General features: G+C 58.4%; 21 protein-coding genes and 2 pseudogenes. 17 read left to right on the top strand and 6 right to left on the bottom strand.

The genetic code is table 11. The annotated features are described in order from the left end of the window. Nucleotides 1–22: 22 nt before the first annotated feature. Nucleotides 23–418 (top strand): hypothetical protein, encoded by a 396-nt coding sequence (locus ACIK7D_RS15005; RefSeq protein ID WP_400156675.1) that lies wholly within the window; start codon nt 23–25, stop codon nt 416–418. Nucleotides 419–430: 12 nt separating this feature from the next. Next, nucleotides 431–715, top strand: a complete 285-nt coding sequence (locus ACIK7D_RS15000) for a hypothetical protein (protein ID WP_400156674.1) — start codon at nt 431–433, stop codon at nt 713–715. 471 nt (nt 716–1,186) lie between these two features. Here ACIK7D_RS15000 and ACIK7D_RS14995 read toward each other — a convergent pair whose 3' ends face one another. Continuing rightward, nucleotides 1,187–1,378, bottom strand: a complete 192-nt coding sequence (locus ACIK7D_RS14995; RefSeq protein WP_400156673.1) for a hypothetical protein — start codon at nt 1,376–1,378, stop codon at nt 1,187–1,189. Nucleotides 1,379–1,782: 404 nt separating this feature from the next. On the opposite strand from ACIK7D_RS14995, the gene ACIK7D_RS14990 reads away from it, so the two are divergent. Both ACIK7D_RS14990 and ACIK7D_RS14985 read left to right on the top strand, forming a co-directional pair. Continuing rightward, the gene (locus tag ACIK7D_RS14990; RefSeq protein WP_400156672.1) at nt 1,783–2,172 is read left to right on the top strand and encodes an antitoxin Xre-like helix-turn-helix domain-containing protein; all 390 of its coding nucleotides are present in this window, start codon (nt 1,783–1,785) and stop codon (nt 2,170–2,172) included. Next, nucleotides 2,169–2,864 (top strand): RES family NAD+ phosphorylase, encoded by a 696-nt coding sequence (locus ACIK7D_RS14985; protein ID WP_045021216.1) that lies wholly within the window; start codon nt 2,169–2,171, stop codon nt 2,862–2,864. Before ACIK7D_RS14990 ends, ACIK7D_RS14985 begins: the two co-directional genes overlap by 4 nt. A gap of 42 nt (nt 2,865–2,906) precedes the next feature. Here the strand turns inward: ACIK7D_RS14985 and ACIK7D_RS14980 are convergent. Continuing rightward, nucleotides 2,907–3,221 (bottom strand): annotated as a pseudogene (locus ACIK7D_RS14980) (ABC transporter ATP-binding protein); the annotation flags it as partial. Between the two features lie 503 nt (nt 3,222–3,724). Here ACIK7D_RS14980 and ACIK7D_RS14975 point away from each other — a divergent pair. After that, entirely contained in the window at nt 3,725–4,105 is a 381-nt protein-coding gene (locus ACIK7D_RS14975; RefSeq protein WP_400156671.1) for a hypothetical protein, read from the top strand. Here ACIK7D_RS14975 and ACIK7D_RS14970 read toward each other — a convergent pair. Beyond that, on the bottom strand, nt 4,051–4,704 hold the full coding sequence (locus tag ACIK7D_RS14970; protein ID WP_400156670.1) for a hypothetical protein: 654 nt from the start codon (nt 4,702–4,704) through the stop codon (nt 4,051–4,053). The two genes, ACIK7D_RS14975 and ACIK7D_RS14970, sit on opposite strands and share 55 nt — an antisense overlap. A gap of 482 nt (nt 4,705–5,186) precedes the next feature. Between ACIK7D_RS14970 and ACIK7D_RS14965 the strand changes: the two genes are divergently transcribed. Then, nucleotides 5,187–5,378 carry a hypothetical protein gene (locus ACIK7D_RS14965; RefSeq protein ID WP_400156669.1) on the top strand — a complete coding sequence of 64 codons (192 nt, stop codon included), beginning with the start codon at nt 5,187–5,189 and terminating at the stop codon, nt 5,376–5,378. Between the two features lie 44 nt (nt 5,379–5,422). Here the strand turns inward: ACIK7D_RS14965 and ACIK7D_RS14960 are convergent, their stop codons facing one another. Together ACIK7D_RS14960 and ACIK7D_RS14955 are read right to left on the bottom strand one after the other, a co-directional pair. Beyond that, nucleotides 5,423–5,815, bottom strand: coding sequence for a hypothetical protein (locus tag ACIK7D_RS14960; RefSeq protein WP_400156668.1), 393 nt, complete (start codon nt 5,813–5,815; stop codon nt 5,423–5,425). 56 nt (nt 5,816–5,871) lie between these two features. Then, a complete protein-coding gene (locus tag ACIK7D_RS14955) occupies nt 5,872–7,734 on the bottom strand; it encodes an ABC transporter ATP-binding protein (protein ID WP_400156667.1) in 1,863 nt (620 codons plus the stop codon). 293 nt (nt 7,735–8,027) lie between these two features. Between ACIK7D_RS14955 and ACIK7D_RS14950 the strand changes: the two are divergent. The 3 genes and pseudogenes from ACIK7D_RS14950 to ACIK7D_RS14940 all read left to right on the top strand — a co-directional run. Continuing rightward, nucleotides 8,028–8,138 (top strand): annotated as a pseudogene (locus ACIK7D_RS14950) (integrase); the annotation flags it as partial. A gap of 103 nt (nt 8,139–8,241) precedes the next feature. Beyond that, nucleotides 8,242–9,447, top strand: coding sequence for a hypothetical protein (locus ACIK7D_RS14945; protein WP_400156666.1), 1,206 nt, complete (start codon nt 8,242–8,244; stop codon nt 9,445–9,447). A 438-nt stretch (nt 9,448–9,885) separates the two neighbouring features. Continuing rightward, on the top strand, nt 9,886–10,116 hold the full coding sequence (locus ACIK7D_RS14940) for a BrnA antitoxin family protein (RefSeq protein ID WP_400156685.1): 231 nt from the start codon (nt 9,886–9,888) through the stop codon (nt 10,114–10,116). A gap of 44 nt (nt 10,117–10,160) precedes the next feature. Here ACIK7D_RS14940 and ACIK7D_RS14935 read toward each other — a convergent pair whose 3' ends face one another. Beyond that, nucleotides 10,161–10,628 (bottom strand): Lrp/AsnC family transcriptional regulator, encoded by a 468-nt coding sequence (locus ACIK7D_RS14935; RefSeq protein WP_400156665.1) that lies wholly within the window; start codon nt 10,626–10,628, stop codon nt 10,161–10,163. A gap of 121 nt (nt 10,629–10,749) precedes the next feature. Between ACIK7D_RS14935 and ACIK7D_RS14930 the strand changes: the two genes are divergently transcribed. From ACIK7D_RS14930 to ehuB, 8 genes are all read left to right on the top strand, one after another. After that, nucleotides 10,750–12,228 carry an NAD-dependent succinate-semialdehyde dehydrogenase gene (locus tag ACIK7D_RS14930; protein WP_080818882.1) on the top strand — a complete coding sequence of 493 codons (1,479 nt, stop codon included), beginning with the start codon at nt 10,750–10,752 and terminating at the stop codon, nt 12,226–12,228. Nucleotides 12,229–12,241: 13 nt separating this feature from the next. Beyond that, nucleotides 12,242–13,645, top strand: coding sequence for an aspartate aminotransferase family protein (locus ACIK7D_RS14925; protein WP_127757076.1), 1,404 nt, complete (start codon nt 12,242–12,244; stop codon nt 13,643–13,645). Between the two features lie 170 nt (nt 13,646–13,815). Beyond that, on the top strand, nt 13,816–15,264 hold the full coding sequence (locus ACIK7D_RS14920) for a PLP-dependent aminotransferase family protein (protein ID WP_400156664.1): 1,449 nt from the start codon (nt 13,816–13,818) through the stop codon (nt 15,262–15,264). A gap of 68 nt (nt 15,265–15,332) precedes the next feature. Beyond that, nucleotides 15,333–16,352, top strand: coding sequence for a hydroxyectoine utilization dehydratase EutB (eutB, locus tag ACIK7D_RS14915; protein ID WP_400156663.1), 1,020 nt, complete (start codon nt 15,333–15,335; stop codon nt 16,350–16,352). Beyond that, the gene (gene eutC / locus ACIK7D_RS14910; protein WP_080818885.1) at nt 16,349–17,362 is read left to right on the top strand and encodes an ectoine utilization protein EutC; all 1,014 of its coding nucleotides are present in this window, start codon (nt 16,349–16,351) and stop codon (nt 17,360–17,362) included. Before eutB ends, eutC begins: the two co-directional genes overlap by 4 nt. After that, entirely contained in the window at nt 17,359–18,537 is a 1,179-nt protein-coding gene (gene doeA, locus ACIK7D_RS14905) for an ectoine hydrolase DoeA (RefSeq protein ID WP_400156662.1), read from the top strand. The genes eutC and doeA overlap by 4 nt, the downstream gene beginning before the upstream one ends. Before the next feature lie 4 nt (nt 18,538–18,541). After that, a complete protein-coding gene (gene doeB / locus ACIK7D_RS14900; RefSeq protein WP_080818887.1) occupies nt 18,542–19,555 on the top strand; it encodes a N(2)-acetyl-L-2,4-diaminobutanoate deacetylase DoeB in 1,014 nt (337 codons plus the stop codon). A gap of 59 nt (nt 19,556–19,614) precedes the next feature. Next, complete coding sequence (gene ehuB / locus ACIK7D_RS14895; RefSeq protein ID WP_080818888.1) at nt 19,615–20,466, top strand: ectoine/hydroxyectoine ABC transporter substrate-binding protein EhuB; 852 nt, start codon at nt 19,615–19,617, stop codon at nt 20,464–20,466. Nucleotides 20,467–20,513: the final 47 nt, after the last annotated feature.

Raw genomic sequence — 20,513 nt, 5'->3', positions numbered from 1 at the left:
CTAAGAAGTGAGACGACGAAATATGAAACTCAGAGCCGCAAAACGTCGTCCATGTCTCGTTATGCTTTTTCTGTTTCTACCGGTTGGAACAATAGCTGCTCAGAAACTGACGGAAGGACAGCGTGAGGAAGCTGCGTTGCTCGACGTCTTTCAGGCCAAAGGCTTTTCAGGTGGTGAGGCGGCTCACATGCGAGATATTGGAATCTTGATGTTCATGAACCGTTTCTGCGGAGAGGACCACACATCGGCAGCCTATGTCAGAAGAATTTTCAAGAACGAGAATGATTTTAAAGTATACGGCGACAGGGCGGACGACTATTGGACGAGCGCGGACCAATATGCGTCTTTGCTCGTCAGATATGCGGACAGTGGTCGACGACAGGAAATCTGCGCGATGCTCCCGAAGCCCGCAAAATGAAGCTGTATGTACATGAATTCGAAATGCGCCGAACAAGCAGCTTACACGGAGTTTCTGGCCGAGGTCTCTCCATTCCTTGATCCTCACACGGTGCGAGATGCTGCCATTTTCGATTACGGGCAATGGGAATTGCCATTTGAAGCAGTTTTAATTGCCATTATGGACAAGCCGAGAAATCAGGTGAGGTTTGATTTCACCCGCGCCGCTGTGTTGGCTGAAGCCGCAAATATAGTGATCGAAGGAGTATTAGATCCGGCGACCTGGCAAAAATTTGTGTCGTGGAACGAGAAGCGGTGACGATCGCCGCGGCGCCGTGGAGGCGGCGCGTCTGCGGCCGGAGTGAGCGCCAGCGACGGGGACCGACGGAGGAAACCAGCGCTCCCAAGTAGCGCCGTAGGGTTTTCCGGAACCGGCGGAACCCTTTATAAAAATCAGTCATATCCTAAAAACGCGGTCCCGTATCATTTGGGAAGCTTTGTCGCCGCACCTCGTAGGATTCTTTCCGCTGCCTTGACTACACTTTCGTCTTGATCTTTGGCCTGTGTCTCAACCATTCAACTGTGGTCTTTTCCAAATAGAGAGAAAGGCGCTCCAGTCCTTCGGGAAGGTGCGCCTTTCTTGTGCCAGGACGTGATGCCCCAAATTCGATCAAATCAGGATATATCAATACGGCAATGCCACATGCGGCCGTGCCCAGACGATCGCGAATTGCTTCAAAACTCCGAGCACCCAATTGCTGAGTATTCGTAAGCCATGGGTCGCCGGAGATCACTGGTTGAAATTGTATTTCTGTTTTTGATAGGACTCTGAACTGGCGACGTTGTCGCAAAGAAACTCAGCGCTCTTCACATAACCAAAACTATAGGCGAGGCGTTCTTCACCTGATTTATCCTCCGCGCAAACTGCACCACCTGAAATGCAGATACTCAACATCACAAACATAGAAAGTTTCTTGGACATCGTTTGGTGGATCCTTTGGCAGCGTTAGAAAACAGAGGATTGAACCTACTGCCTTTTCAGCACGTGAGGCTCAAAGAGCGATACAAGCCGCTCCTACCAGGCGCAACCTTGCATCGTGCTGGAAACATCACGCAAAGCTGCAGCACGCCTCATTCAAAGGCCAGCGCAGTCGTCTACAGCATCATGTTGACATGCAGGGCTTGCGCCATGCAGCCACTCGCCTACGGCCTTCGTATCGCCCAACCATTCCGGCGCGAGCGCGCGCGTTGCTCTTCTTGTCCAGGACGCAATATCGAAGCAAGAGAAGGCTCTTGCAGCGGGAGCCACTTCACGACCAAATATCAGACCAAATGATCTTTACTTTCAGATCATATGGCCTATATTGCGAATGTCAGGAGGCCACTATGCAAATCGCCGCCAAGCCCCGCAAACCCGCGGAACTCAATGCCGTTGCACTCAAGGCCTATGCCAAGGTCACCGATGCATGGTCGCTGAGCCTCAGGGAAGCAGCGGGCCTCGCCGACATGTCGGAGAGCACATGGAAGCGCGCGCGCAAACCGGGGTTTACCGGCGAATTGACGAAGGACCAGTTGCTGCGCCTCAGTGCACTGATTGGGATCTACAAGTCGCTCGAACTCTACTTCTCTGAGCAACTCTCCAGAAGCTGGTTCACGCGCCCGAACATGGGCCCTCTTTTCAGCGGCGCGCGGCCGGTCGACACCGCCATCGATGGCGGCCTTCCGCAAATTCTGGCGATCCGAACCTATCTCGACGCGCTGCGGGGCAGCGCATGAGGAAAACCGAACTGTCGGTTCGAGGACTGGTCCGCCTGCTACCCGCAACCTACCACAAGCCGCCGGCGCTTCGCGGTCTGGTCGACAGCGACGAGGAACTGGAGGTCCTGGCCGAGATCGAGGGGTTGACCAGCGCCCGGTTGCTCGCCGAGCGCGGCCGCAATCCGCATCTCGATCCGCGAGAGCTTGCCTGGCGGCGGCGCAACCGTGATCTCAGGATCTACGGCGACACGCACGTCAATGCGGCCTTCACCTATACGCGGGTAGGCGGCAACCGCTTCAACTCCGAAGATCGCGGTGCATGGTATTGTGCCTGGGACGTGATGGTATCGGTCGCGGAGGTCGCATGGCACAGAACCCGCGAACTCCGTTTCACCGGCTCGTTCCATGACAGCGCCCGCTATGTCGAACTGATCTCCGACTTCATCGGAGAATTCGATGACCTGACCGATGAACCCGAACACGCCGCGCTCAACCCAGACCCAGAGGTCGGCTATCTCGAGGGACAGGAACTGGCTGCCCGGTTGCGAAGAGATGGAAGCCGCGGCCTCATCTATCCCTCCGTCCGTGCGCCCGGCGGAAACTGCCTGGTTTGTTTCGATCCGGGGGCTGTCCAGAACGTCCGGCCCGGCGCGTCCTGGGATCTTATCTGGCAAGGCACGCCGGACTATTCGATCGTCGCCATCTCGTAACAGCGACGACGCACAAGTTTCTGCGAGATGGTCGACTGCCGGTTACAACATCACCCACTCATCTTCGGCAATGAACCCACCAATCTGGCGTTTCCAGAGGCGCGCAAACAGTCCGTCCTGCTCAACCAGCTCCTCCGGCCTGCCCTCTTCGACAATCCGGCCATGGTCCAGCACGATGATCCGGTCCATTCGTGCAATGGTCGACAGGCGGTGCGCAATTGCAATCACCGTTTTGCCCTCCATCACCAGATTGAGCTTTTCGTGAATGGCGGCCTCGGAGTCGCTATCAAGGGCGGAGGTGGCTTCGTCGAGGATGAGGATAGGTGCGTCCTTCAACAGCACGCGCGCAATGGCGACGCAATTGCAGTCGGCATCGATTGACCGGCTTCAATCCATGTCACGCGCGCAGCCCAACCTGATCACGACGCTGACGGAGCGTGTCTCGATGCGGTCAGGCCTTCTTGAACGCGCCGCCGGAAGAAAGTCGGATGTCCTCGACGCCACCCAGGCTTTGCGGGAAGAAGAAGCTACCCTCTCGACCTATGCAGGACAGTTGCTCGAAGCCCAGGCAAGTCTCGCCGTTGCGGAGACCGAAAAGAACAAGGTCCTGTCGACATTCGTGGCCGACAATATCCAGAAGTCAGGTGATCTCGCCCGGCAGATGGATGAAGCGCAACAGGAATTGGTGAAGGCCGAAAAACGGCTTGCTGCCACCGCGATTTACGCTCCGTCCGATAGTGTGATCCAGGCTTCCTCGATTACAACGACTGGACAGGTCGTGTCGGCCGAAAACGAAATCATGCGCATCATCCCCGCCAATCTGCCGCTGGAAATCGAGGTGTTTTTTTGCAAACCAGGATGTGGGGTTCGTCAAGCCCGGCCAGCCGGCCGTCATCAAGGTCGAAACGTTTCCGTTCACCCGTTATGGCGTTCTCACGGGCACTGTGAAAACGGTAGCACGAGACGCCATCCCCAATCCCGACGCCCAGGCGATGGAGGAACAGGCTGCCCCGCAGTTCAGGAGCGTTGTGCCAGGCGGGAATGTTCAACGGCTGCAGAACCTTGTTTACCCCGCAACGATTGCTCTCGATACGACAGAGATAAATGTCGACGGAGTCATGCACCCGCTTTCACCTGGGATGGCGGTCTCGGTGGAAATCAAGACCGGAACCCGGCGGATCATTGATTATTTCTGGTCGCCGGTCGCGCAGGTGGCGTCTGAGGCAATGCAGGAACGCTGAGCGCCAGATGATTTGTCCTCTATATATTTCTGGACGGACTTCGCATTTCTATAGGGGGTATCCAGATACTGAAGACCGAACAATATTCCAATCTGTATCGGGGCGATAATCGCCATAGCAATGCCAAATACAGATCCTTCATCAACAACTGAATACAAAGTCGCGCCACCACTGACTGTAATCATTAATCCCAGCAGATACAGCATGTAGTGGCCTACCGTTTGACCGGCAGTAATCCTGACAGACAGACTTTCATTAGACGGGAACAGATGCATGGGATAGATGGTTCTCAGCGTCCTCCAGCTAAACTTGCTCTCGATCGCGCGCTCGAGCTCGAGCAGCGCTTCCAGTTCATTCGCGTTTTTAGGCTTGATACCCGTAAGAATGAAAAATACCTCGGCATTGTATCGATTCTTCGACAAGTCGCGCAAAGGTGCGGGAACGTTCTCGTCGGCAATCAGACTTCGCAACTCGTCAAATTTGGGTGAAATCCATTTGTCACGTTCGCGAATAAATTCCTCCAACAAACGCGGCAGGAGAGGAAACGAAAACGCGCCCACGATCAATGGGAAAACGACAAACTCCAGAACTGACGACACTGCTTGATCCTACTGTTTCACCGATATGATTTTCGGGAATTTCGCGTAATCGTTTGGTTCATGCAAGAATTCAGGACATCGCAAATAACAAGTCCAGTGGAAATTTATCGCGCTTATCGCTGTGCGACTACTGTAACAGTCGGCTGTACGGAAAAACTCGAAAGCGTCCAATTCGGCTGAGTGGCGATGCTCTTGAGATGCGCCGCCAGAGCAACCTTCCCCAACCTTTCAAAAAGCCGTCGAGGTCAGCGCTTGGCTCGGGCAATATCGTCCTTGTCAACGTCGCGTTGGGCAAAGGCGAGTTGCCGATTGAACCAAATCTTTCGTGTCGACGCGATCCCACCGAAACGCTGAAAGCACCTTGGCGTAAGAGAACTCTTCCGATCCAAATTGAGCATTAAAGGGCAGCTTCCATGATGACGTAGAACCGCGATTACGCCCAGGCTACGTTTCGCGCAAGTCAAATCGGGAGGCAGGCTGCGATGATCGGGAACCGGGGAAAGCTCGAGCAAGAACGTCTCGACCTCATTGAAGTCATCGACAATCTCAGACGACCGGCACATCATCTCATTGCAGATCACGGCACAATGATGCGACTGAGCGAGTTGGATGATGAATTGGCGCACTCGCGCGATGAAGACTTTCGCTCTGTGGAATGTCTGGCTGCTGAATGAGACCCCTTGTTGACGTCTTACGCCATTCTGCGATAGCGGTCTTCCTATCGACGGGTGGTGATTGCACGTTCAATCCCGGGCACTAAATCCTCCTCAAACCAGTTGATCATTTGCTGAATGTCTTGTTTGGCAGGAGTCAACTTACCCGCATTCACCAGTTCAATTGCAGCTTGGGACATTGCCAACAGAATGCGTGATGTCTCTGGCACGTATGGGAGATCGACGCCGGTGTCGTGGCGTTCGCGTATGATCTGGTAGCGGAGCTTCTCCGGATATGTCCACGCGCTCACCAGGAAATCATGGACGCTGACCTCTTGTCCGCCGATATCAGTTGTGGCTTCCCGGTCAGTCTCGGCATACCGCAACGCCTCTATGCGTTCGCAGGCGTCGATTGCTGCATTCAACATGTCTCTGATCGAAGTCCAATCGGTTTTCATCATAACCTCTTTACACGTTACCAAGCTCTCTGCTGGCAGCGTCGGCCCACTACCGCTTACGACGTCACCCACTCATCTTCGGGAATGAAGCCGCCAATCTGGCGTTTCCAGAGCCGTGCAAACAGCCCGTCCCGCTCGACCAGTTCCTCCGACCGCCCCTCTTCGACAATCCGGCCGTGATCCAGCATGATGATTCGGTCCATTCTGGCGATGGTCGAAAGGCGGTGCGCGATCGCGATCACGGTTTTGCCTTCCATCACCAGATTGAGCTTTTCCTGAATGGCGGCCTCGGACTCGCTATCAAGAGCTGAGGTGGCTTCATCGAGGATCAGGATCGGCGCGTCTTTCAACAGCACGCGCGCAATGGCGACCCGTTGTCGCTGCCCGCCGGAAAGCTTGACGCCGCGGTCTCCAACAAAAGCCTGATATCCTTTTCGCCCCTCACTATCGGCGAGATCGGCGATGAAGGCATCGACCTTGGCCACTTTCGCCACCTCCTCGACCTCCTCCTGCGTTGCTTGTGGTCGCCCGTAGCGGATATTGTCGCCAACCGACCGGTGCAGCAACGCCACATCCTGCGCAATCACCCCGATATTACGGCGCAGACTCATCTGCGTGACCTCGCGAATATCCTGCCCGTCGATGCGGATGGCTCCGCCCTGGATGTCGTAGAAGCGCAGAAGCAGATTGACGAGCGTCGTCTTTCCCGCACCCGACAGACCAACAAGGCCGACTTTCTCCCCGGCGCGCACGGTCAGCGACAAATTATCGATCACCGGCCTGCCTGACTTGTAAGCAAAGCGGATATGGTCGAATTCGATGTTCCCATGCGAAACGCTCAGTTCCGCCGCGTCGGATCTGTCCGTAATCGTCGGCGGCGTTGTCATGACGGGCATGGCGTCCTTGATTGTGCCGATCGCCTGAAAAATCTGCTGGCCCATCTGCAGGAAGGTGAATGTGTGCCCTGAAAGCCGCTGCAATATATAGACCGCGCCGACGAATTCTCCGACCGTGATGAAGCCCTTCACCAGACCGGAAAACCCCACCGACAGGATCGCCAGCCACAACGCCATGTTGAGCGCAACCACGGCCAGCTCGGACGCGCGGTAGACACGCTGTTCCTTGTGTTGTGTCTGCACCGCCTTCATCAGGATGCGACGGATTGCGCCTGCCTCGCTGTCTTCGGCGGCAAATTGCTTGATCATCTGCATGTTGCTGTAGAGATCGGTGATCGCCCCCGAGACAAGGCTCTTTTGCTTGGCCGAGCGCCGTGACCGCTCCGTGAAGACGGGAGCCAGTTTGACGGCGAGAACGACATTGAGCACGATCCAGATGAACACCGGCAGCGCCAGTTGCCAGGACAAAGCCGCCAGGAGCGCAAGAGAGCCTATCAGTTGCAGCAAAAAACGCGGTCCGATCTGGAATGCGTTGATGATCTGCTGCTGAACGGCTGACGAGACCTGTGAAAGACGCGAGGCGACCTGCCCGGCATAAAGCTCATAGAAAAATGCCAGATCCTGCCGCTCCACAGCCTTGTGGCCCTGCCACTGTATGGCCACCGGCATCGCGATGCCAAGCGTGTGCGAGGTGAGTGTGTTGAGAAGAAACGACGCTATGGGCATCGCGGGGAAAATCAACAGCCCAAGCACGGTCAGCAGCGGCCACTCATTGCGCAGAAAAGCCTCTGCTCCCTGCGCCGTCACGCCATCGACGATGACGGACAGCCCCCAGATGATCGACAGGTTGATGGCTTCCACAGCCATGGATGACAAGGCAAGAGCAATGAGGACGCTGCGAAACATCGCAATGAAATGCAACAGCACCGCGACGGGGCCTTTTGACGGCAGCGGTCGGAAGGGAATGTCGAGCGGCCGTATCAGCGTCTCGAAAGGGCGGAAAATCGTATCTGAAATTGACATGGTCCTCTCGGATCGCAGATTGCTATCGAAGGCGAGGAGTAAGCCACGCGCCAGACATGGAAACATGCATGGCGTTCAATCTCAATTACCAGCTGTATTTTTGCGACTGGAGTTCGTGACTTGGGTCTATAAAATCGCCAGAGTCTTCTCATCGCATCGTTCGGATACTGCGTCATATGGCACGCTTCACGACCGCACCGCCGCTCGGATACATTCATCATGGGCCGAGGTTGAATGCTGCGAAATGCACCAGGTTAGTGACGCCAGCGTTGTCCAGCATTGATGCGCAAAGAGAGACCCATGTTCAGAAGCATCCGGGGCACACGACCGCCGAGATGACGCGGCGGTATCAACGGCGGCGGGACCGGTTTCGAGTTGACCTGACGAAGGCCTCGGGGCTTTAGCTGGCTTCTTTGGCTGCTTGCGAGGTATTAACGGTCGCCCAAGCCTCATTTAGGCCATCCTTATCGCGTTGCAATATCGTGGATTCGGTTGAAAGAGCTTGTCATGGCGGGTACCGCAGCGATTTCGAGGATCGTCGGGATAGATCTCACCCGGTCGGTCGCCATCTTTTTTGCAATGCTCAGTCATGTCTGGGTCGTCACCACAATGGATCACTTCTGGAGCAGCCCGTCTGCAGATTTATTGCGCGCGCTGATGGCGCTGGCGACGCCGATCTTCATCCTGCTTTTCGGCACGATGCTCGAAATCATCTATCGGCCCAAATATGTCCCGGGTGAGCAGGGGCTGGTTGCCATGCGGCTGTTTTCGCGTGCCATACAATGCTGGCTGCTATACTGCCTGTCGGTCGTAGCGCTGTATCTGGTCCCGGACGGATATTCGCTGAAATTCTCGATCGCGACCATGATGCTCCTGGGAGTTACACCATTCACCGACATTCTGAAATTCTATGCCGTCGTTCTTTTCCTTGCCCCAATCCTATTGCTGTTGCGCAACAGAACCGGCCTGCTGCCGCTTCTCTTCGCCGCGGTCGCAGTCCATGCAGCCCACCCGATCCTTCGGGGATTGCCCAGCCCTATCGATTTTCAGATGAGCATGTACGCGGAGAGGGTAGCGACTTTTTTGTTTGGTGTTGGCAACGCTAAGCTCGGCGGCCCGTCGATCCTTCACGGACTTAGCCTGATCATCGGAGGAATGGCGTTCGGGAGGCTCATCGCAGGTGACCGAGCCGCTCGACCTGAAACAACGGGCAGTATTGCTAAAAGAGCCTCGTTTCTGTTGGTTGCTTCAACTCTGGCTTTAGCACTCGGTGCTCTTTTAAGCCGTGACAGTTCGTTGGCCGAGCTTGGCGACATGTCGCTGCGAATGGATAGCGACCCGCTTTATTTTGCTGCCGGCCTTTGCGGCGCAATTGCCCTTACCTCCTTGGCCGTACTCGCCACTCAGGGATTGTCTGACGAGGGAAAGAAGAAGCTGGAAAAGCTCGTGTTTTTCGGACGTACCAGCCTGTTCACCTTCGCATTCGGCAACATGATCCTATACGCTTGGCCCGATACGCCGGACACCCTTGGATCGGCCACTCTTCACGCTGTACTGATGAGCGTAGTCATTATCGGGCTAAGTTACCTGTTCGACCGGGAAATGCGTCGCGGCGGGCCCCTGGCCACGGTTGTTAGATTGCTTCAGTCGAAGATCACGTCATTCGTCAAGATGCTGATAGCTTTGGGTATCCGCAGAGCGGAACAGACCTGATTTCTTAGAAAATGCCGCGGCGCTGTTGATTATCGCACGAATTTGACCCACTTTTTCATTTCGGAGCGATCCGCCCACACCGCCAAAAAGAGGCTTCCAGTCAACACCTGGATGAGATCAGGTGGTACAACGCGAAATGGAAACTTGTCGCAAATTCTGCCGAAACATCAACACAACTAAACTCCTAGCGAAGATCGAAGGCTACGGGTGAGGTTTCCTGCAACCAGTTCGGCAGTTGCAGGAAACCCGCGGAGTTTCAAATCGCGATATGCGATCTTCTCCGAAGAGCGGGGCGGCTGACCAGTTCATCAGCAGCAATTACGCTCTTTCGGCTGCCCGCTACACGTGGGCTGCGACCAACGCTGTGTTGGACGTACAGCCTGGAAACGAAACTGACCGGCTGCGCTGTTCAGGCGCACGACACAAGAGGATATGACCATGGCAACACCCCGACGACCGTCCAATCCGAAAGACGCAGCCGAGGCGCTGTTCAAACCGGCAAAGAAGGTCACAGCGCCGGCCGTTGAACGGCCTGCAATCCCTAACACCAAGGAGCTTGTATCATTGAAGATCGACAGCGATGTCCTCGCGCATTTTCAGGCGGGCGGTCAGGGCTGGCAAGAACGCATCAACGACACCTTGCGAGCCGCAATGAATGTGCCCAATTAAGCCCTTGAGGGGATGGAACCCATGACCCTGGCGGGGCCATCCGATTACGGGTCGATCGGAAAGGCGAATCCGGCCTTGACGCGGTCCATGACGACCATCGTCTTGAACCCCTTGATATCGTGGTTCTCGTAAAAGAACCGGCGGGTGAAGGCCTCGTAGTCCTCCATGTCCTTGGCCGTGATCACCAGGATGAAATCGGCATCGCCCGTTACGTAATAACCGATCATGACTTCCCGCGTGGCGCGAATGGCGGCTTTGAAACGGTCGACAATATCGGCCCTTTCCCGCTCCAACGAGACGAGAACGATCATGGTGATGCCACGTCCGACGGCCTTGGGCGAAACGATTGCCACATCGGCTTCGATCACCCCCGCATCACGCAGGCGCTTCAACCGACGCTGGCACGCGGTTGGCGACAGGTTGACGATTTTCGCCAGCTCTTCCGATGTCAGGCGATTGTTCTTCTGCACGGCGTCAAGCAGAGCCCGGTCGGCTCGGTCAATCTGGGTCATGCGGGATTCCTGCGTTTGGATGTCTAATTAAGCATTATTCCTGCGTCGAAGCGCGCTTAAACGCCGCCGATCAATCATGCAGCGCAGTTAAGCTTCTGGCAAATGAAAAGGGAACTTGCCGATGGAAGCTATCGCCAGCGCAGCGCTTAAAAACCTTCACCGACCGGAGCTGATCGAGCATCGTGCCTTTCTGGATGGGCAATGGGTGGCGCGTAAGGAGACGCTGGGCGTTGTCGATCCGGCAAGCGGAGATCACCTGCTCGATGTCTCTTCCTGCTCCCTGAACGACGTGGACGCCGCAGTCGAGGCCGCCGGCAGAGCATTTCTTCGGTGGCGGGACATGCTGCCCGTCAAACGCGGCGATATCCTGCGGACATGGGGCCGGCTGATGCGTGACAATGCCCGCGACCTCGCGACCATCATCAGCGCCGAACAGGGAAAGCCGCTTGCGGAATCGCTCGGCGAAATTTCTTATGCTGCCGCCTTTCTCGACTGGTTTGCGAGCGAAGGCGAAAGATCCTATGGCGAGACAATTCCAAGCCACCTCAAAGGCGGCAATCTTTCCGTGCGGATGCAGCCGATCGGCGTCACGGTGGCCATCACGCCCTGGAATTTCCCCTCAGCCATGATCGCCCGCAAGGCCGGCGCGGCCCTTGCTGCCGGTTGCACGATGATCGTCAAACCGGCACCGGAAACGCCGCTTTCGGCCCTGGCACTGGCAAAACTGGCGCAGGAGGCGGGCATGCCGGCCGGCGTGTTACAGGTTCTGCCGGGTGAAGCCGCACCGCTCGCGCGCCGCCTGCTGGAGCATACCGAGGTACGGGCATTTTCCTTCACCGGCTCGACGGAGGTGGGACGGCTCCTCCTCACGCAATCGGCGGCGACCATCAAAAAAGCCTCGCTGGAACTTGGCGGCCACGCACCCTTCATCGTCTTCGCCGATGCGGACCTTTCCCAGACCGTGAAGGGCTGCCTCGCCGCCAAATTCGCCACATCGGGACAGGATTGCCTCGCGGCAAACCGCATCTATGTTCAACGCGGGCTTTATGACCGTTTCATTGAGCGGTTTGCCGATGCGACCTCCAGACTGACCGTCGGCCATGGCCTTGAACCCGGTATCGACATCGGGCCGATGACCCGCCCATCCGTCGCCGAGAAGTGCCGTCAGCAGATTGCGCAGGCGCTCTCTTCCGGCGCGCGTCTCGTCTGCGGCGGGCAGGACAGCCCGCTCGGCGGCAATTTCGTCACCCCCACCGTGCTGGCCGATGTGACCGAGGACATGCTGATCGCGCGCGAAGAAACCTTCGGTCCGGTCGCCGCCATTCTGCCCTTCGCTGACGAGCGGGAGGTGGTCCGCCGCGCCAATGCCACGGAGATGGGGCTTGCGGCCTATGTCTACACCAACGATCTCGGCCGGGCGATGCGCCTGACGGACCAGCTGGAATACGGCATGGTTGCCGTCAACACGCCGAAATTCACCGGCGCGCCCATTCCATTCGGTGGCTGGAAACAATCCGGCCTTGGTCGCGAGGGCTCGCGTCATGGCCTCATGGAATATCTCGAACCCAAATATGTCTGCTTCGGCAACCTGGCTGCCTGAAAGGAACTCGCCTATGACCATCGACATCAAAAATATCGCGGAAATGGATCGAAATGCGGTTCTGCATCCCTTCACGCAGCTGAAGGATTTCGCCAGCGGCAAACTCGGTGAACCGACCATCGTCGAAACCGGCAAGGGCATCCGCATTCAGGACGCGCATGGCAAGCAGCTGATCGATGGCTTTGCCGGTCTTTATTGCGTCAATGTCGGTTATGGCCGCACCGAAGTGGCGGAAGCCATCTCCCGTCAGGCCTATCGGCTTGCCTATTACCATTCTTACGCCGCCCACACGACGGACGAACTGGCGATCCTTTCCGACCGGCTGGTGAAGATGGCGCCCGGCAAGATGAGCAAGGTCTTTTACGGCATGTCGGGCTCGGACGCCAATGAGACCCAGGCGAAGCTCGTCTGGTATTACAACAACCTGCGCGGCAAGCCGCAGAAGAAAAAAATCATCTCCCGCGAAAGGGGATATCACGGCTGCAGCGTGGTTTCCGGCTCCATGACCGGCATGAGTTTTTATCACGACCACATGGACCTGCCCCGCGCCGGCGTGCTGCACACCGGCGTTCCGCACCATTACTGGGGCGCGGAGGCCGGTGAAACCGAGCTGGAATTCTCCAAGCGGCGCGCCGACGAACTGGAAGCGCTCATCCTGCGCGAAGGCCCTGACACGGTAGGCGCCTTCATTGCCGAACCGGTGCTCGGCACGGGCGGCATCACGCCGCCGCCGGAAGGCTACTGGCCGGCGATACAGGATGTTCTCAAAAAATACGATGTCCTGTTGATTGCCGATGAGGTGATTACCGGCTTCGGGCGTACAGGCTCCATGTTCGGCTCGCAGCATTACGGTATCGAGCCGGATTTGATCACCGTCGCCAAGGGTCTGACATCGGCCTATTTCCCGCTCTCCGGCGCCATCGTGGGGGAGAAAGTCTACAGGGTGATGGAGGAAGGGGCCGATCGCGTCGGCGCATTCTCCCACGGCTACACCTATTCCGGCCACCCGATCGGCGCGGCTGCGGCAAATGCCGTGCTGGACATCGTCGAAAAGGAAGACCTGCCCGGCAATGCGCGGGCCGTCGGCAGCTATTTTCAGGAGCAGTTGAAGGCGAAGTTCGCGCAGCTTCCAATCGTTGGAGAGGTGCGCGGCGTAGGCCTGATGGGCGCCATCGAATTCGTGGCGGATCGTGAAAAGAAGACGCGTTTTGCCCCTCATCTCACGGTCGGTGCGCGCGTTTCGAAGGCTGCCCGCAACGGCGGCCTTATTGCGCGCGCCATGCCGCATGGCGATATTCTGGGCTTTGCACCGCCGCTCGTCACAACGAAGGCGGAGGTGGATGAAATCATCGCCATCGCCGAAGCGGCCGTGCGCAGCGTCATGGACGATCTGGTGCGGGCTGGCGAGAAAATCTGATCGCCAGCCTTGGCGTTTAACGGTCACAGCTGCTGCCCATTCTGACAGCATGACGTGACAACTGCGCCTATTTGCGGCGCAGTTGTCATCTGCGCTGCATAAGGCTTCATCTTTTCGCAGAAGCATGCATAATGTCATGAAATTACCTTCGTCGAAAACGAGACAATTTCATGCGCCGTCAAGCCAATCCGCTCAGCTCCGATCCGGTTTCCGCAACCAAACCGGTGGCGTGGCAGCCAACTCTCGCCAAGCAGAAAGGCGAAACGAAACATTCCGCACTGACGGAACGCATCATTGCCGATATCGACGCCGGCGTCCTGAAGCCAATGGACCGTATGCCGACCCACCGCGATCTCGCTCGCGAACTCGGCCTTTCGGTCCAGACCGTCAGCCTTTCCTACAAGGAGGCCGAGCGGCTGGGTTATCTCAGCGGCGAAATCGGCCGCGGCACCTTCGTGAAGACGCGGGTGACGGAACGCGCGGGCCGTATGATGCTCGATCACAGCCCGACCGAGGTGCTCGATCTCTCCATCATTCGCGGCGTTTATCTCGACGACCATGAAAACGCCTCGCGCGCCATCCTTCGCGAATTGGCCGATGGCGACAATTCGGGCTTCATGCGCCCCTGCCGGCCGGTAGCGGGCCTCGACAGCCATCGCGAAACCGCCCGGATCTGGCTTGGCATGATGGACGTGACCGCCGGCGCGGAGCGTATTCTCGTCACCAATGGTGCTGCGCACGGCATTTTCCTTGCCTTGAGCTGCATTATCCGCTCGAACGACGTGGTCCTCTGCGAGAACCTCACCGACCACGGCATTATCGGCCTGTCGAACATTCTGGGCTTCAGCCTCAAGGGCCTGCCGACCGACGAAGAAGGCATTCTGCCGGACGCGCTGGAGGCCGCCTGTGCAGCTGGAGGCGTCAGGGCGCTGGTGCTCATTCCCACCCTCAACAATCCCACCGGGCATGTTTCCGGTGCTGCGCGCAGACGGGCGATTGCCGCGATTGCCGAACGGTACGGCGTCTTTGTCATCGAGGACGAAGTCTATCGCCCGATCATCGAGGATGACCTGCCATCCATCACCGAAATGCTGCCCGATCTGGGCTTTTTCGTCACCAGCTTTACCAAGACGGTCCTCACCGGGCTGCGCGTCGGTTATCTCGTCGTGCCGCCCGCCTACTCCATCCGCGCCGCCTCCATCCTGCGTGTATCGAGCTGGAGCGGCACCTATCTCACGGCCGAAATCGCCACGCGCTGGGTCGAAAACGGCACCGCACGGCGGCTGCTGGATGTCCAGCGTGCCGAAGTGCGTGCGCGGCAAAAGATCGCCACGGACATATTGGGCGACCATATCGCTTCCAGCCACCCGCTCTCCTTCTGCGCCTGGCTGAAGGTTCCACCGCGCTGGACGGAGGACGGCCTGGTGCGCGCGCTCACAAACCAGAACGTCGCGGTCACGCCGTCGGAACCATTCATTGCCGGCCCCGGCCATGGCGGCGGCATCCGCATATGCCTCGGCGGTCGCCTCAATCACTCAAGCCTCGTCAAAGCCTTGACCACCGTGCGGCAGACCTTCGAGCAACTGCCGCCAGTCTACGATATCGGTTCAATCGGCTGAGGCAGCTGCCCGAAAATCATTGAATCATTACAATATAATAATTGACATGATTTTACTTCGCTCTCAACATGACAATCATGAAGAGCGAAAACCTGTCCATATCCGCCGATAAAAACCCGCTTCCGGTCTCACTGGCCGCGATAGAGCGGGCGGCGGTGCGGCTTGCCGGACAGGTGGAGCGAACACCGCTTGTTCGCTCGGACAATCTGTCCGAACGCTGTGGTCATCCCGTTCATCTCAAACTTGAAACCCTTCAGCCCATCGGCGCCTTCAAACTGCGCGGCGCGATGAACGCTATCCTCTCGCTTGACGAGGAGGCGCGCAGGCGCGGCCTCGTCACCGCCTCGACAGGCAATCACGGCCGCGCCGTGGCCTATGCGGCCCGCAAGCTCGGAATTCCCGCCACGATCTGCATGTCGGCACTCGTACCGGCGAACAAGGTTGAGGCGATCCGCGCGCTCGGTGCGGAGATTCGGATCGTCGGCAGGTCGCAGGATGACGCGCAGGAGGAAGCAGAGCGCCTGACTGCAAGCCGTGGCCTGACCGCAATCCCACCATTCGATGATGCTGACGTCGTGGCCGGCCAGGGCACGATCGGTCTCGAGGTTGTCGAAGACATGCCGGGATTGGCGACGGTGCTTGTCCCTCTTTCCGGCGGTGGGCTTGCGGGCGGTATCGCCGTTGCGGTCAAGGCGCTGAAACCACGGGTACGGGTCATCGGCATTTCCATGGAGCGGGGTGCGGCCATGCAGGCGTCGGTCGCAGCCGGCCGGCCCGTCGCCGTCCGGGAGGAAGAAACGCTGGCGGATTCGCTGGGCGGCGGGATTGGCCTGGAGAACCGTGTGACATTCGTGCTTTGCCAGGCGCTTCTCGATGAGATCGTGCTGGTTTCCGAAGACGAGATCGCAGCCGGCATCCGCCATGCGGCGCGCGAAGAAGGTTCGACGGTGGAGGGTGCGGGCGCCGTCGGTTTCGCTGCCATCCTGTCCGGCAAGATCGACATCAGCGGCCCGACCGCCATCATCGTGTCGGGCGGAAATATCGATCCGGCGGTCCACAGAACGATCATCGATGGGGGAGCCGCATGAGCCGCATCACCATCCTGACCGAAAAAGACCTGCGGGCTGTCGTGAAGCTCGACCTTTCCGCTGTCGATTGCGTGGAGCGGGCCTTTGCGGCGCTCGCAACGCAAGCCGTTGCCATGCCGCCGATCCTGCGGCTCGATATCCCCGAGTTTCGTGGCGAAGTGGATGTGAAGACGGCCTATGTGCCGGGTTTCGACGGTTTCGCCATCAAGGTCAGCCCCGGTTTCTTCGACAATCCGAAACTCGGTCTGCCCAGCCTCAATGGCCTGATGATCCTCTTCAGCGCAAAGACCGGACTGGTGGAGGCCCTTCTCCTCGATAACGGCTATCTTACCGATGTGCGGACCGCCGCGGCCGGTGCTGTTACGGCGCGGCATCTGGCCCGCAAGGACGCTTCCGTCGCCGCGATCTTCGGGGCGGGCATGCAGGCACGTTTGCAGCTTGAAGCCCTGATGCTGGTGCGCCCGATCAGATCGGCGCGGATATGGGCGCGCGACCATGACAAGGCCAAGAGACTTGCGGGCGATTTCGCCAGCGAACACGCCATCGAAGTCACCGCCATGGCCGATCCGCAGGCCGCCACGCGGGGCGCCGATATCATCGTGACAACGACACCCGCCGAAAAGCCGATCCTCTTTGCCGACTGGCTGGAAGAAGGCCAGCATCTGACAGCCATGGGATCGGATGCCGAACACAAGAACGAAATCGATCCAGCCGTATTCGCCAGAGCGCGCTATGTCGCGGACCGCATATCGCAAACCCGCATTCTCGGTGAGTTGCATCACGCCATCGCCGCCGGGCGCGCCGCGTCGGATCAACACTCCGCCGAACTTGGGGGTGTCATTGCCGGCAAGGTACAGGGCCGCGTATCGAGCAAGGACATCACCTTTGCCGATCTGACCGGCACCGGCGTGCAGGACACCGCCATCGCCAATCTCGCCTTTGCCCGCGCAAGGGAAGCCAAGAGCGGTCAAACCATCGAAAACAGCGTAAAAATGGGAGACGCAGCGTGAGCGTAACGCTGAACTTTACGCGCGAGGAATATGCCGCGCGCCTGTCCAAAACCCGCAATGCCATGGAAAAGGCGGGCATCGACCTGCTTGTCGTCACCGACCCGTCCAACATGCATTGGCTGACCGGCTATGACGGCTGGTCCTTCTATGTGCATCAATGCGTGCTGGTGCCGCCGGAGGGCGAGCCGATCTGGTACGGCCGCAAGCAGGATGCCAACGGCGCCAGGCGCACAGCCTATCTCGCCCAGGACAATATCATCGGCTATCCGGATCACTACGTTCAATCGACCGAACGGCACCCGATGGATCTGTTGTCGCAGATCATAGAGGAGCGCGGCTGGTCCAGCCTGACAGTCGGCGTTGAGATGGATAATTATTATTTCTCGGCAGCCGCCTTCGCGTCTCTGCAGAAACATCTGCCGAACGCCCGTTTCAAGGATGCCGCCGGTCTCGTGAACTGGCAGCGCGCGGTGAAGAGCCCGACTGAACTCGACTATATGCGCAAGGCCGGCAAGATCGTCGAGCTGATGCACAAGCGTATTGTCGATGTCGTTGAGCCGGGCATGCGCAAATGCGATCTCGTGGCCGAAATATACGATGCCGGCATTCGTGGAACCGCCGAATTCGGCGGAGACTATCCCGCCATCGTGCCGCTGCTTCCTTCGGGTGCAGACGCGTCCGCGCCACATCTGACATGGGACGATAAGCCGATGCGCTCAGGCGAAGGTACTTTCTTCGAAATCGCCGGTGCTTACCGCCGTTATCATTGCCCGCTGTCGCGCACCGTCTTTCTCGGAAAGCCGACACAGGCATTTCTCGATGCGGAAAAAGCAACGCTTGAAGGCATGGAAGCCGGTCTTTCCGCAGCGAAACCGGGCAACAGCTGCGAGGACATCGCCAATGCCTTTTTCGCCGTCCTGAAAAAATACGGGATCATCAAGGACAACCGCACCGGCTATCCCATCGGCCTGTCCTATCCGCCGGACTGGGGCGAGCGCACCATGAGCCTTCGCCCGGGCGACCGCACGGAGCTGAAACCCGGCATGACATTCCATTTCATGACCGGCCTCTGGCTGGAAGACATGGGCCTCGAAATCACCGAAAGCATCGCCATCACTGAAACCGGTGTCGAATGCCTTTCCAATGTGCCGCGGCAACTCTTCGTGAAAGGCTGAGACGATGTTGAAGACCGCGCTTCGCCCCTCACCGATCACGCCCTCCGTCGATTTTGACGCGAAGGGCGTGCAGCACGGTCATCTGCGGCTGCCATACAGCCGCGATGACAGCGCCTGGGGTTCGGTGATGATCCCGATCTGCGTCATCGCCAATGGCGAAGGGCCGACAGCCCTTTTGACCGGCGCCAATCATGGCGACGAATATGAGGGACCGGCAGCACTCTTCGAACTCGCCCACACGCTCGATCCGGCAGACGTGAACGGGCGCGTCATCATCGTGCCGGCGCTCAACTATCCCGCCTTCCGAGCGGGAACACGCACCTCACCCATCGACCGGGGAAACCTGAACCGCAGTTTTCCCGGCCGCCCTGACGGCACGGTGACGGAGAAGATCGCCGACTACGTGACCCGCTATCTGATACCGCTTGCGGATATCGTTCTCGATTTCCATTCCGGCGGCAGGACGCTTGATTTCCTGCCTTATGCCGCAGCCCACGAATTGCCCGACAAGACGCAGGAGGCCCGGTGTTTTGAAGCGGTGGCGGCTTTTGCTGCCCCCTATTCGATGAAGATGCTGGAAATCGATGCCGTCGGCATGCTCGACACGACAGTCGAGGAGATGGGCAAGGTCTTCGTCACCACCGAACTCGGCGGAGCCGGCACGGCGAGCGCAAGATCGATCGACATTGCCCGCAAAGGCACCGTCAATCTGCTGCGCCATGCCGGCATCCTCGCCGGCGCACCGGCGCCTGCGCCAAGCCGCTGGCTGGACATGCCATCCAGCGATTGCTTCACCTTTGCCGAAGACGACGGGCTTGTCGCCTTTGTCCGCGATCTGGGAGACGCGGTCACGGCGGGTGAAACAATCGCCCGGGTTTATCCCGTCGGCAAAACCGGCCTCGCGCCGGTCGATTACCGCGCCTCTATCAATGGCGTGCTTGCCGCGCGCCATGTTCCCGGCCTCATCAAGGCCGGCGACTGCCTTTCCGTCATCGCCACGGTCACGGAGAATACCTAGCCAAAAATCATCGTGAGATCCGAAAACGGACCACGTAACCCAACCAGAGGAGTAAGAACATGCACATTACCAGACTTGCCGGGCTTTCCGCCCTCGCGCTTACCATCGGCATGACGTCCGCCAGCGCCCTGACAGTCGAGGAAGTCAAAAGCCAAGGCTATATCCGCGCCGCCACAGCCAATGAAGTCCCCTATTCCTACATGCAGCCAGACGGCACCTCCGCCGGCATCGGCCCCGATGTGGCCAATGCGGTTCTGAAATCGATGGGTATCGAAGAGGTCAACTGGACGGTGACCCCATTCGGCACGCTGATCCCCGGCCTCAAAGCCCGTCGCTTCGATTTTGCAGCCGCCGAACAGAACATCTCGCCCGAGCGCTGCAAGCAGGTCGCCTTCACCGAACCGAACTCGTCCTATGGCGAAGGCCTGCTGGTGAAGAAGGGCAACCCGAAAAAGCTCACCACCTATGCCGATATCGCCAAGGACCCCTCGTTGAAGGTGGCCGTCGTGTCGGGCGCCAATAATGTCGACTTCCTGCGGGCGGTCGGCGTCAAGGAAGAACAGATCGTCTTCATCCCGGCCAACGCCGATGCCATTCCGACCGTCCAGAGCCGCGCCGATGCTTATGCAGCGACGGAGCTGACTGTTTCGGAACTCGCCAAGGGGCAGGCCAATGTCGAGCAGGTCGAGCCTTTCACCGACCCCGTCGTGAAGGATGCGCCGGTGCGCAATTACGGCGGTTTCGCTTTCCGGCCGGAAGACAAGGAGCTGCGTGACGCCTTCAACGCAGCGCTCGTCGAATTCCGCAAGACCGACGATTACAAGAAAATCCTCGCAAAATACGGCCTGTCTGAACAGAGTATCGCGGCGGCGGCCGAAAAGAAGGTCGCCGATCTCTGCGCCGGCAAATAATGCCAGCCGGCGCCCGGCCATGACCGGGCGCCGTTCCTCGGGAATTC

Source organism: Agrobacterium sp. P15N1-A (assembly GCF_044626815.1).
Classification (GTDB): domain Bacteria; phylum Pseudomonadota; class Alphaproteobacteria; order Rhizobiales; family Rhizobiaceae; genus Agrobacterium; species Agrobacterium leguminum.
The sequence above is the reverse complement of the archived record's forward strand: the minus strand, read 5'-3'. Positions and strand labels throughout refer to the sequence as shown.